11 protein-coding genes are annotated in these 12,476 nt (G+C 43.1%); 8 read left to right on the top strand and 3 right to left on the bottom strand.

Going from position 1 to position 12,476, the window contains the following annotated elements:
- Complete coding sequence (locus L1D23_RS03835) at positions 1 to 765, bottom strand: TerC family protein (protein WP_239864326.1); 765 nt, start codon at positions 763 to 765, stop codon at positions 1 to 3.
- 944 nt (positions 766 to 1,709) lie between these two features.
- On the opposite strand from L1D23_RS03835, the gene L1D23_RS03840 reads away from it, so the two are divergent.
- The gene (locus L1D23_RS03840) at positions 1,710 to 2,162 is read left to right on the top strand and encodes a cytidine/deoxycytidylate deaminase family protein (RefSeq protein WP_239836149.1); all 453 of its coding nucleotides are present in this window, start codon (positions 1,710 to 1,712) and stop codon (positions 2,160 to 2,162) included.
- Here L1D23_RS03840 and L1D23_RS03845 read toward each other — a convergent pair.
- Entirely contained in the window at positions 2,145 to 4,793 is a 2,649-nt protein-coding gene (locus L1D23_RS03845) for an ATP-binding protein (RefSeq protein WP_239864327.1), read from the bottom strand. The two genes, L1D23_RS03840 and L1D23_RS03845, sit on opposite strands and share 18 nt — an antisense overlap.
- A gap of 121 nt (positions 4,794 to 4,914) precedes the next feature.
- Here L1D23_RS03845 and L1D23_RS03850 point away from each other — a divergent pair, with 121 nt between their 5' ends.
- From L1D23_RS03850 to L1D23_RS03880, 7 genes are all read left to right on the top strand, one after another.
- Positions 4,915 to 5,343 carry a hypothetical protein gene (locus L1D23_RS03850; protein WP_239836147.1) on the top strand — a complete coding sequence of 143 codons (429 nt, stop codon included), beginning with the start codon at positions 4,915 to 4,917 and terminating at the stop codon, positions 5,341 to 5,343.
- A gap of 4 nt (positions 5,344 to 5,347) precedes the next feature.
- Positions 5,348 to 6,397 (top strand): porin, encoded by a 1,050-nt coding sequence (locus tag L1D23_RS03855; RefSeq protein WP_239864328.1) that lies wholly within the window; start codon positions 5,348 to 5,350, stop codon positions 6,395 to 6,397.
- Positions 6,398 to 6,719: 322 nt separating this feature from the next.
- Positions 6,720 to 8,156 carry a glyceraldehyde-3-phosphate dehydrogenase gene (locus tag L1D23_RS03860; RefSeq protein WP_239864330.1) on the top strand — a complete coding sequence of 479 codons (1,437 nt, stop codon included), beginning with the start codon at positions 6,720 to 6,722 and terminating at the stop codon, positions 8,154 to 8,156.
- 174 nt (positions 8,157 to 8,330) lie between these two features.
- Entirely contained in the window at positions 8,331 to 8,543 is a 213-nt protein-coding gene (locus L1D23_RS03865; protein WP_239864331.1) for a hypothetical protein, read from the top strand.
- Positions 8,518 to 9,735 carry an alpha/beta fold hydrolase gene (locus tag L1D23_RS03870; protein ID WP_239864332.1) on the top strand — a complete coding sequence of 406 codons (1,218 nt, stop codon included), beginning with the start codon at positions 8,518 to 8,520 and terminating at the stop codon, positions 9,733 to 9,735. The genes L1D23_RS03865 and L1D23_RS03870 overlap by 26 nt, the downstream gene beginning before the upstream one ends.
- Positions 9,736 to 9,881: 146 nt before the next feature.
- A complete protein-coding gene (locus tag L1D23_RS03875) occupies positions 9,882 to 10,367 on the top strand; it encodes an acyl-CoA thioesterase (protein WP_239836142.1) in 486 nt (161 codons plus the stop codon).
- A gap of 143 nt (positions 10,368 to 10,510) precedes the next feature.
- Positions 10,511 to 10,756 carry a hypothetical protein gene (locus tag L1D23_RS03880; RefSeq protein WP_239864333.1) on the top strand — a complete coding sequence of 82 codons (246 nt, stop codon included), beginning with the start codon at positions 10,511 to 10,513 and terminating at the stop codon, positions 10,754 to 10,756.
- A 15-nt stretch (positions 10,757 to 10,771) separates the two neighbouring features.
- Here the strand turns inward: L1D23_RS03880 and L1D23_RS03885 are convergent, their stop codons facing one another.
- Entirely contained in the window at positions 10,772 to 12,424 is a 1,653-nt protein-coding gene (locus L1D23_RS03885; RefSeq protein WP_239864334.1) for an ABC transporter substrate-binding protein, read from the bottom strand.
- Between the last annotated feature and the right edge of the window lie 52 nt (positions 12,425 to 12,476).

The following is a 12,476-nucleotide window of genomic DNA, read 5'->3' on the forward strand; positions in this document are numbered from 1 at the left end:
TTATGACCTAACGGTTTCTGCTTTGAGCTTAAATGGCCGGATCCGTTTTATTCGAACCGATTGCTTTTTCTTGAGTCGGATATGACACAGTTCTAATACTAAGCCAAACGCCATTGCAAAATAGACGTAACCCTTATTCACGTGGATAGCAAAACCTTCTGCCATCAACAATCCGCCAAGCAGCACTAAAAATAATAATGCCAATGTTTTAAACCCAGGGTATCGGCTCACAAGGTGATTTATCTTCTCTGCTGTTAACACCATAATCACCGCCGAAGATAAAATAGCCGCTACCATAATTGGGACTTCACTCGTCAAACCAACCGCCGTGATGACAGAGTCCATAGAGAACACCGCGTCAACAGCAACAATCTGCAATAGTACGACTGCTAACCCCGTTCGAACGTGGGTAGAATGCGTTGCCTCGCTATGTACAAGCCAAGACCACAGCTCTTTTGCACTTTTCAATAATAGGAAGGCGCCGCCAGCAATCATAATGATGTCACGTCCAGTAAAGCTCGTAGACATTATTTCCAAGACTGGATGTGTCAACGACATAACCCACGATATAGAGAAGACCAGCACGATTCTCGCAGCCACTGCGAGGGTTATACCTAGGTTGCGAGCAAGCTTTCTCTGATGTGCAGGAAGTCGTTCACAAAGAACGGAAATAAACACAACATTATCGACGCCGAGTACCACCTCTAGTGCGAATAACGTTGCGAAGATAACCCAGGTTTCGGGTTGCATGAAAAGTTCTAACATAAAAAAGCCTCCTCGGATGAAGAAGCCGGAGAATGAATCAGTCGACTAAAGGGGTCGTCCATTTTAAGTTATTTACCTCTGTTACTTAGAAGCGGCCAGTTAATCATTCAATGAAATCATGCGCAAAGCTCTATTTGTAACAATTAGTAAAAAGAAAACCCCACCAAGCTCTCACTTAGTGGGGTTTATTCTTACTCGCAGCAATCCGGCTACTATAGGTGCTCCCTGCATCTATTCCATGATAGTTCGCTGATTCCTTCAGCTCTGTCCTTATCATCGCCTTCCTAGCGGTGTCCTCGGCAATCCAGCCCGTTAGCTATCCTCGCTAACTCTCATCACTTTATCCTTAAGCGGTGTCCCTGAATCTATCATCCTGATAGAAATTGCCTTAGTCCTTTAAGCGTCCATTAACCTTCCTTGATGTAACCATCCTAGTTACTAGCGTCCAGCTAATGTCCTTCGCTTTCCTTGCCGACTGTTCATCCTGAGCAATCGAATCTTCGTCCTGAAGATGACCTGTCCATGGGTCTTTCCTGTTCCGTGTCCGCATCCTGCTGACCACTTAAGATTATGCCCCTCAGGTATTTTAACAATGGTTAATTTCTCACATTGAAAGCGAAGCTGACGGGCAAAATCCAAAAAAAATTTAAGATACAGTCACTTAAAATAAAAATTCTACAATTATCGCACCGCTTATAGTCATTAAACTTACGCATTTGTAAGAGATCTCGCACAGAACCCCGAGCCATTAGTACTAAAGCCACCCCTAATTCGACTGATAATATGTGATGCGAATCACTATAAAAAGCCAAAGGACACGCCTACCGAGGTTAACGCTCAGAATTTTACTGGACTATCTATACCGAAATTAGGATATTATTACCTGATCTCTATCACACTACTTTTCCCCCTATACAGGGTTTGCTTCCTAGAGGAATGACTGAATGATTTCTAAATGGGCACAACGCTTTTACCAAATGGCTGTTCTTGTCGGCTCATGGAGTAAAGATCCTTCCACTCAGGTCGGTGCTGTCATCACAAAACAAAATCGTATCGTTTCCGTTGGATTTAATGGCTATCCACATGGCATTTCTGATAGTGCCATGACCGATGACAGAGAGATGAAATACCTCAAAACGCTACACGCAGAAGAAAATGCAATCCTATTCGCTAAACGCGACTTAGACGGCTGTGAAATTTGGGTGACACACTTCCCTTGCCCTAATTGCGCTGCCAAAATTATCCAGACTGGCATCTCCGCGGTGCATTGCCCAGAGCAAACAGATGATTTCCTATCTCGCTGGGGTGACAAGATCAAAATCAGCCAAGAAATGTTTCTCCAAGCCGGTGTGAAAGTAAACTGGTTACCGCTGGAAGACTTAAAGGACAACCTGTAGTCGTTCAAACGTATCGAATAGCTGCTGAGACTTATAAGGTTTAGGTAGGTAAGCATCCATCCCAGCGGCAAAGCAGCTATCTATTTCTTCAGGTAGGACACTGGCCGTTAAAGCAATGATCGGTGTTCTGCTTCTTCCCTGCTCTATCTCCCACGCACGAATATTCCGTGTTGCTGTCAGTCCATCCATAACTGGCATCATGCAATCCATCAATATTGCGGTGTACTGCTGCCCAGACTGAAACATATTGACTGCCTCTGCACCATTACTGGCAATCTGGTAGTTCATTCCAATCTTGCTGAGGAAGAAACTCGCTATTTTTTGGTTCATCAAATTATCTTCTACAATCAACACACAACGGCTTTCATTTGAGCAAAGCGCTTGATTTTGTATTGGTTCAGCATGATTGCTATTCAGTTGAATAGAGTTGAGAGCTTTCGTAACCGCAGTTTCAAATCTGCTGCCGAGGAAGGGAAGCGTCAAATTAGATGATACCAGTGCTTCAGAATCTGGCAGCATAAACAGATGGTGCTGTAAACCAATGATTTCCGAGAAATTAAACCGTGCTCTAAGTGAGGCCAGATCTCTACGCGAACTGTGATGCGCATGATAACAATAAAAAATCAAATCGAATTGCTCATCTAGCTTTATACCTTCATTGGCATTTTCTAAAGTCGTTACCATCAAACCAAAGCGTTGTGATTCGCTCTCGATCAACGAGGTGTATCGACTGTTATTAGTGATAAGCAACGCTTTGCCTTTGACTTTGTCCCTGCTTGAATCAACGACAGAGTTCGCAGGAATAGAAACGCGAAAACAACTTCCTAACCCCAAAGTAGAGCTGGCCGTGATACGTCCTCCCATCAACTCTGTAATCTGACGACAAATTGCTAGTCCTAACCCAGTCCCACCATATCTTCGAGTAATACTGCCATCTTCCTGAGTAAATGGCTGGAAAATCTCCTCCAGTTTTTCTTCATTAATGCCAACGCCGGTATCCGTGACACAGCAATCTAAATATGCTTGCTGTCCTTCATTGAGCATGGTGATCGTGACCGAGACTGTGCCATCTTGAGTAAATTTCACCGCATTGCTGAGTAAATTCATCAAAATTTGTTTAAATCGAAACTCATCAATATACAAACTATCTGGAATATTGTCAGAAAGCGTTGCTATGAGTTCTACCTGCTGTTTAAGTGCTTTAGTGCTGACCATATTCATTGCTTCAAAAGCGGATTCACGAATATCAGAATGACTTGGCGATAGGGTTAGATTTCCAGATTCAATCTTCGATAAATCGAGAATATCGTTGATAAGAATAAGCAGTGCATGTGAAGACACATCGATATCGCTAAGAATATCTTTTTGCGAAGAAGTTAGATGGCTGTCGGACAAGATCTCCGTCATACCTATGATACCGTTTAATGGCGTACGGATTTCATGAGACATATTGGCTAAGAATAAGCTTTTTGCCTGATTCGCCGCTTCTGCATTTTCTTTAGCAATGACGAGCTCTTGCTCATACTGTTTTTGCGTCTTAATCACGTAATTCACACTGTGAGCAAACTTAGAAAATTCATCTTTACCATCTACGGGGATCAGTTCTACACTGCCACTATTTCGCATACTCCCCATCACAGAAAGTATGTGCGCCAATTTAGAATTGATTCTGTATAAGGTACTGGTCCCCCAAAAGAACATTCCCGCAAAGAGCATGAATCCCCCGATGGCTATCGCCAATAATGTATGTTCACTTCTCTTAATACTTATTTGAAGTTCTGCATGAAGTTTGTCTGAAAACACACCTAGCTGTTTTTCTACTAGAACATTACGTTGCTCAATAGCAGAGGCAAAGCCTTCTAATTTATCTCGCTGACTGTCACTAAACAGCATGTGTTGCTTGTAGTAGCTCCCGCGTTGAAAATCTCGACTAGCAAAAACATTCAGTAACGTAGTGACTTGCTCGGAATCCGCTCCTAAATTGACAAATTGGTCTAGGTAGAACTGCTGCCTTTCACTGATCTTAAAGTACTCACTGGCGTATTCCGCATATGAGAGACCCATAGCTTTGATTTCCTGCGCAATCCAAGCTTCTTGTTCCATCCAAAAATACAACCAACTCAAATCACTTAATACAAGATCCAGTTTATGTACTTTTAGCTCTGCACTATGACTCTCTATCGATTGAACGTCACTATAGAGATCGTACAAGACTGTGTAGATAAGGCGACCTAATTCTAAGCTTCCATCGGAACTGACTGTAGCGAGCTCGGGGATAAGCTCATTAAGCTCCTCAATGTAGCTTAATGTATGATTAGAATCTCTAATGCCGTGATGTACATGCTCTTCGGTATGCGCTACCTCCGCGGCTAAATTCAATGATTGCTGGGCCATACCCAGTACCAAAGCCGCATTCTGTCCTTCCATGCGATGGTTAAGCGCTTGATACACATACTTAGAAAATGCAGATAAATGCCTGAGTGTTTGGTTTTTTTCGCTAATGACAGCGTAGCTGTGAAGTCTGTCCTGAATGCGAGTGACCGCATTGGCGCTAAACAGAATTATGACTAATGTAGGTATAAGGCATAAAATCAGCAACCGACTTTTTATAGATATATTAGTGAGTAGCATTGAGACTCGTTCCTTCGAATCATTTTTTAACCACTAGACCTATAATATTAGTTCATATTAACTTTGCTTCTTATTAACAAGGCTAAAATTAAGGTAATTTTTTGGGCTTCAAGGGGTATTCTTGCTTAAGCATCTGACAACCTTAACATTGCAACTTTTCTGTTTTCAGTCGCTGGCATGCAACTTTGCTATCGTGACCCTAAATACAGATATTCAAGCACTGCGATCAAACCAAGTAAAAATGCTCTATCGAGGCCGAATATCGAGTATCGAAGGGTACCCAATCAGGTTAATGGACCTGCCAAAACACTCAGAATATCGCCAAGACTTTTACCATTCCCTATTGAACAAAAGCCCAACTCAAATGAACGCAATCTGGGCACGTCAAACCTTCTCAGGAAAAGCGCCTGCACCGAGTGAAATTACTCAAGTATCAATAAAAGATATTACTTGGTGGCTAGATAATCACCCAAATGGCATAGCTTATGTTCCGATCAACTTAATTCCAGAACAAGCTCATGTCCTCTTTAAACTCTGTAATAAAGGCTAGGATTATGGAGATTCAACAAAGATCCTTACTGATAATCGCACTGATAAGCCCCCCTACCATAGCCCAAGTGCAACTCACTAATGAGTTAAGCCTGAGCGGCTTTGGTACCTTTTCTGCCGCCAAGAGTGACAACAATACTCCCGTGTTTTATGGCCGAGATATTACGCATGACTGGTGTTTTGACTGCGATAACACACTAGGTTTACAGTTAGATTGGCAACTGCTTCCAAACCTACGATCCGTACTACAAGGCCTCAAACGTCCCCAAGATGCTTTCTCTTCGCCAACACTCGAAAGGGCCTTTCTTGAGTACTCCGCGGCAGATCATCGAATCAAGGTAGGTCGACTCCGTTCCCCCATGTTTATCATGTCTGAGTATTACTATGTTTCAAGCACTTACCCTTGGTTACGTCTTCCCGTAGATGTGTATGGTGGGCAGCTTGGCATTACCCATTTTGAAGGCACGTCTGTTGAACTAAATTACGAGTTTCTTAATCAATTTTATCTCAGCCTGACACCATTCTATGCATTAGCTAACGAGGAGGAATATGAACTATATGGGCAGTCTTTCACCTTGGATGTTAAAAGTGCTTATGGCCTTGGTGCCGACTTCTACTTTGAAGACAGCCAACTTCATCTGTCCTATACCGATGTCGAAGCACAACAAACATTTACTAACCAACATGAAATTTTCTTCAACATACACCTCTTTAGTTTAGGGGTTAGCCATACAATCAATGCTTGGCATTTTCAGGCTGAAACCCTGCTGTCTAATGAGCTCTATTCAAACTGGTATGCTGGTGTCGATTACCGCCTCTCAAAGTGGACACCCTATGTCCAATACGGGCAGTCCCGAAAATCCAAAATGAGCAACAGCTATCTATTCGGTGTTAGGTATGATTTCACGCCCCAAATTAATACATCTTTGGAATGGCAAAGGATAGAGGGTCAAAAAAACGTGATCAGTGGACAATTCACTCAACCACAGAACTCGAGTGAAACGTTTGCTTCTAAGGTCGACCTGATATCCATAGGTTTATCGTTTACTTTTTAAGTAGTAATAGTGATAAAAATTACATTACAAAGAGAAACATGAACATAAATTACACTAATTTTGTGTTGTGAGTATTTTTTGTCGAAAAAAAAGTTAGGTAAATAAAAAATGTCAATAGGTCATATTGACAGAATATTTCCCATTTTAGTGGGCCATATAAGCGAGTTACTCTACAATTATTTTTTCTAGCAGAATAAGATATTAAGCATTACAATCCTGCCGCATAAAAATTACATAATTAAAACACTTTATTATCTCTACTCGCTCCCCCTACATAGTGAAGTAGAGTCAGTCCTCAAAACGTGAAAGGTCCAAACAAACAATGAGTCCAGAGAAACACCTTCTTGACTGGCAAACTAGCCAAACGATTGCGGAAACTATCTCTCCCCTACTAGGTCAACTTTATCGCGAAAAAGGCGTAGAAGTTCTACTGTTCGGTAAAACTCTGGTTAATGCAGCGACCATTGATATCATAAAGACTCACCGTCTTGCTCGCCGCTACACTGGAACACCTCTTTCAGCGGAACAAACATTACCACTCATCAAAGCGCTGTCTGAAATGGAGCTATCGCCATGCCGTATTGATGTAGGCCAATTGGCGCACCAATTCTGGAAAGGTCGCGATGACGATCACGGTGTGAAAGACTTCCTGCATTCTTCTCTCATGGGCGCAATGAATGGTGAAACGGTCACTGAACCTCGTGATGTCGTACTTTACGGTTTTGGCCGAATTGGCCGCTTGCTCACTCGCTTATTAGTCGAGAAAAGTGGCCCAGGCTACCCACTGCGCCTTCGGGCTGTTGTAGTACGTGGTGGTAAAAAAGGTGACCTAGAAAAACGTGCTAGCTTACTTCGTCGTGACTCAGTACACGGCCAGTTCAATGGAAGCATAATCGTAGATGAAGAACGTAAGGCTATCATTGCAAACGGTAATTACATTCAGTTTATCTACGCTAATAAACCTGAAGAAGTGGATTACACTAGCTACGGAATTAACAACGCGCTTGTTGTCGATAATACCGGTGTATGGCGTGATGCTGAAGGGCTGAGCCAGCACTTAGAATGTAGCGGTGCCGAAAAAGTCCTCCTAACCGCTCCGGGCAAAGGCGATATCAAGAACGTTGTATTTGGTGTCAATGACAATGTGATTGATGCAGAAGACACCATTATTTCTGCGGCAAGTTGTACAACTAATGCCATAACGCCAATTCTGAAAGCAATGAACGACAAGTATGGCGTTGTTTCTGGTCATATTGAAACCGTGCATTCGTTTACTAATGACCAAAATCTGATCGATAACTTCCACTCTGGTGAACGCCGTGGTCGTAGCGCTTCCCTCAACATGGTTCTCACTGAAACGGGTGCAGCGAAAGCAGTTGCAAAAGCGCTTCCTGAACTTGCTGGTAAGCTTACAGGTAACGCAATCCGAGTTCCTACTCCAAATGTATCAATGGCGATTGCTAACCTCAACCTAGAAAAAGGGACAGACAAAGATGAGCTAAACGCTTACTTACGTGAAATGGCGTTGGCGTCTGAACTATCGGCACAAATTGACTATACAGAGTCAACAGAAGTGGTTTCTACGGACCTAGTCGGTTCACGTTTTGCTGGTGTAGTCGATGGGGCCGCAACCATCGCTCAAGATAACCGCTGTGTTCTATATATTTGGTATGACAACGAATTCGGCTACAGCTGCCAAGTCGTCCACTGTATGGAACAAATGATGGGTGTTCGTTACAAAACTTACCCGTCAAAGTAACCAAATATCGCCCCTGAAAACGCTCAGGGGTAAACCTCCACAACACAACTATAAAGATACACCCCCGTACTTGCCGTTTTCATTCGAAAGCGGCTTTTTTGTTGATACAGGTTTTATTCATCTTTGATTCATTTCCTTTCGCTTAATATTCGTATTAAAAGAGAGGTATGAGTTATGAATAGAATGATTTCGAGCGCACTTGCGCTGTTTATTGGATTCTTTACCATTATTTTTGGCCTGATCCTCGCGATTCCCCTAACAATCGTGGCTCTGATTACCGGCAAAAAAATTGAGAAAGCGATAAAGAAAAACGCTACTGCGTATCAACAACCATCAAAAGGCTCTGTGTTGGAGGGAGAGTATGAAGACGTGTCAAAATCAAAGTAAAAGAGAAAAACTTGAATACATGATGCGTAAAAAAACAGCTTTGGTCTTTTATTTTGCAGCCGCTGTGACGGCAGGTCTAGTTGGCTGCAGTACTCCTTCTAAAGACCCCGCCTATGACAAAGCTGACACACTACCAAACTATCAACAAAGTAGTTTTGAAAGCTACCTAGAAGAGACCAAAGCTTGGTTAGCGGACAACCGTTTGTTCATGACCGATGACCAACAACAGGAGTTGGACCAAGTCCTGCCGCATGAATATATTCCAAATCAGCCAAACGGGCAGGGAGTACTCTTAGTTCATGGTTTGGGTGACTCTCCCTACTCTTTCATTGATGTCGCCACCCACCTCGCAGAACAAGGCTATTTGGTAAGAACAGTCCTACTTCCTGGCCATGCTAGCAAAGTGGGCGATCTGCAGTTATCCACCCTTGCTGATTGGCAAGGCGTTGTAAAACACCATATCGAACTGCTTAAGAAAAACACGGATTCTATTTGGGTTGGGGGCTACTCGACCGGAGCTAATTTAGTCACGTCTGAAGCGTTGAGCGACAAAAGCATCAATGGTGTGCTTCTTTTCTCTCCAGCATTTGAACCGGGCTCTTCCGCTGTCAAATTTGCTGAGTTAGCAAGCTACTTCATTACCTGGGCAGATCAGGATCCTGAAGATAACCCCCTACGTTACAATTCTTTGCCGATGAACGCCGCAGCGATCTACTATCAGACTTCTTCCGATGTCAGAAAAAAACTCGCGTCAGCAAACTATGACAAGCCCGTATTCATGCTTATGAGTGAGGGGGATAGTGTTATCAATACTCAGTATTCTATCGATATGTTCTCGCACCGAATGACAAACCCTAACAATCGTTTAGTTTGGCAAGGGGAACACGATCTGAATGACCCTCGTTCGACACGTTTTAGTATGATATTGCCAGAACAGCGAATTTCAAATGGCTCTCATATGGGGTTACTCTTCTCTCCGGATAATCCCAACTACGGAGTCAATGGCGCTCATCTTATCTGCTCCAATGGTCAAGAGGAAACAGATGCAGCAAAATGCGCTGAGGGTGAAGAAGTATGGTTCTCCGCATGGGGCTATACCGAACCCGGTAAGATTCACGCTCGTTTAACGTACAACCCCTATTTTGAGCAAAGCATGAAAATCATGGACTCGGTCATGACGCCACGTACCTGATCCTATCTGCTTCTTCCGCCTCTGTTCTGGCTGCTTCTGTTTCTGGGGCTAAAGCCATTTTTCGACTAAGCTGGAATTATTGATTGCAGTTTATTGAAGTGTTTGTTAATAGTTTTAACAAACACATAAAAACGAAGGATTGACAGATGAGTAATGGCCAACGCGATATAACACTACGCTTTCTAGCTGAGCCCGGAGATGTCAATTTTGGTGGCAAAGTCCATGGTGGCGCTGTCATGAAATGGATTGACTTAGCAGCGTATGCCAATGCTGCTGCATGGAGTGGCCAATACTGTATCACAGCTTACGCTGGTGGCATCCGATTTGTAGCGCCGATACACGTTGGCAACCTCGTTGAGGTAAGTGCAAAAGTGATATACACGGGAAAAACGTCCATGCACATTGCCATTGACGTTCAAGCCAGTGACCCGAAAGAGCTAAAAAACCGCCTGACAACGCATTGTATTGTCATTATGGTTGCGGTAGATGGAGAAGGTAAGCCTTCTCCAGTCCCTGAATGGATTCCAGAAACCAAAGAAGATATTGAGTTAAGAGACTCAGCGATTCGTTTGATGAACATGCGTAAACAAATAGGCGAAGAAATGGAAGCACATGTAAAGTATTTGAAATAGTCGCTCTGTACTGCAAAGAGGCTGAAAGCCTCTTTTTTCAACTTTATTAGCCAGTTTTGAGCAAACGCAACCTCTCTGTCATTTTTCCTTCATCTTAATTTGATTAAATCCGCAATCGATTAGTTTAGAAGGAAGAACACGGTTTGAACCTTAGCCACACCACTCTCAGCGAAACCACACTGGCCAACCCCAAAGCCGTAGAGTACCAATGGGTTCGTACGATGTATGTGGAGGGCTATGCCGATGATGAGATTAATCATTACATCCAAACCTGTTTTGGCGGTGACGATACCTTCGCCGATCTATTTCGTAAGGTTGCTCTTTCTCAGGAAAGTATTTACGTTCTGCTCCAGTATTTAGGCTGCGCGCCTTCTAATCGCGAATTTTAACCCAAACGACACTGACTATTTAGAAATCCAGAGTTTGTAAAAATCGCTATACCCTGTTGGCCTAATTTGCACACCACGAACTTGCTGCACTTTCGTTACTTCCTCTTTCCCACAAAAAAGCGCTACACAACGTTTACTCTCATATAGCTCTTGCTCTATTTTCTGTAACTCGACAAGAGGCACGTGTGCACTCACTGCTTGACGAATTCTCTGTTGATGAGTTTCCATGTCCCGTTCATTTAATGCAAAACGTAGTCCCGTCGAGATAGATAGCCATTCAAACAGACCGTATTCAAGAGGCGCCTCGACTATCTCTTCAATCAACATCAGATCAGCATGTGCAGTGGCTGCCTCAGGGTGACTAATGTCTTCGACAATATGAACGTCAAGTTCTAGCCCCGTTGAACGGATCAGTCTATGTAACCATTTTGCATTACGAATTAAACTAGGAATGGTCCAAATAGGCTCTGCAATCACCACTCGACCTTTAAGTTTTGGAGGTTCAACCGGCAACATATTTTCCGATAATTGTTGGAGGTCTACCCCCTCAACAGCGTTATCTTCATCATAATCGTATTTACTTTGGGCAATGTAGTTAGCTAACGCATCCCAAGTAGCTGGGCTTATCTCACTGTCGGCGCGCTCATGATAGGTGAGATAAGAGAAGGCATTGATTGATTCTACTTCAACTTCGCCCACTTCCTGATTAAAGCTAAGCGCATTTTCAATGATCTCTGTGTTGTGAGACAGCGTCACCTTTTCTATCAAAGCCCGTGCAGCGTAATAATCATTGTGAGCTTTGAGAGAAAGGCTTTCTTCATTCCATCTATCAACCTTATACGGACCGGTTCCGACATGACAGGTATAACCATTACCGAAACATAGTTGATCTCGACAAATAATAGACGCGTAGGGCATTGCCAAAGCGTAAATAAATAATTTATTGGGAAAGTTCAGTGTAATCTCGACTTTATCGGAGGCAGTAATATCTATTGTTTCAATACCACTCACCAGATCTCGAACCGGGCCAGAGTAATCACGTAGGCGCTCCAAGCTCCAAACCACATCCTCTATTGCAAGCAACTCACCATCATGTCGGTAAATCAATGGTCTAAGCCACAAACTGATCACATTGCCATTCTGTTCCCAATGATGGGCTAACCCAGGCATTAGGCTGCCGTCTTGGTCTTGCCTTATCAAAACATCGTAAACACTTTTTATGACTTGTAACTCTGAGGCGCGATAAGTTTGGGCTGGGTCAATGGTATTGACCCAAGGATAGGAGGAAATAAATACTGAGTTAACTTGCTCGTTTCTCTCGTTAAACTCTTCAGCAGCGACACTGAGTGCTCGAATCGCAACTAATCCATAACTTTCAAGCAATTTCGTAATGACTTTAGACTGCGCTTGTTCGAGTTCATAAAGAAAAACAATGGAGAGAACTTGTTGGAGAGATTTTTTTACCTTAAGTTTACTGCTCTTGCCACGCCCTACTGCAGGCTGCCAATACACCCAGCCAATATTCGCTAACTTACCCATTACGGTTGAAACATTGCGTCTTGAGGTACAAAGCACAGTCTCAAGTTCACCAAGACCAACTGAGTAAACCTGATTAAGCTGGTACTTTTTAAGTAGCAACTCAAGGTATCTTATATTCACATCGTTCACGAATACTCCAGAATTCATCGCCCCTGTTTAAGAAGACATAAGGAGCTCTAAA

The organism is Vibrio sp. Isolate24 (assembly GCF_022398215.1).
GTDB lineage: Bacteria > Pseudomonadota > Gammaproteobacteria > Enterobacterales > Vibrionaceae > Vibrio > Vibrio coralliilyticus_A.

Excerpts from the sequence above, each read along its gene's own strand:
- L1D23_RS03835 (WP_239864326.1), bottom strand. The coding sequence starts at position 765 with ATGTTAGAACTTTTCATGCAACCCGAAACCTGGGTTATCTTCGCAACG.
- L1D23_RS03840 (WP_239836149.1), top strand. The coding sequence starts at position 1,710 with ATGATTTCTAAATGGGCACAACGCTTTTACCAAATGGCTGTTCTTGTC.
- L1D23_RS03845 (WP_239864327.1), bottom strand. The coding sequence starts at position 4,793 with ATGCTACTCACTAATATATCTATAAAAAGTCGGTTGCTGATTTTATGC.
- L1D23_RS03855 (WP_239864328.1), top strand. The coding sequence starts at position 5,348 with ATGGAGATTCAACAAAGATCCTTACTGATAATCGCACTGATAAGCCCC.
- L1D23_RS03860 (WP_239864330.1), top strand. The coding sequence starts at position 6,720 with ATGAGTCCAGAGAAACACCTTCTTGACTGGCAAACTAGCCAAACGATT.
- L1D23_RS03865 (WP_239864331.1), top strand. The coding sequence starts at position 8,331 with ATGAATAGAATGATTTCGAGCGCACTTGCGCTGTTTATTGGATTCTTT.
- L1D23_RS03870 (WP_239864332.1), top strand. The coding sequence starts at position 8,518 with ATGAAGACGTGTCAAAATCAAAGTAAAAGAGAAAAACTTGAATACATG.
- L1D23_RS03875 (WP_239836142.1), top strand. The coding sequence starts at position 9,882 with ATGAGTAATGGCCAACGCGATATAACACTACGCTTTCTAGCTGAGCCC.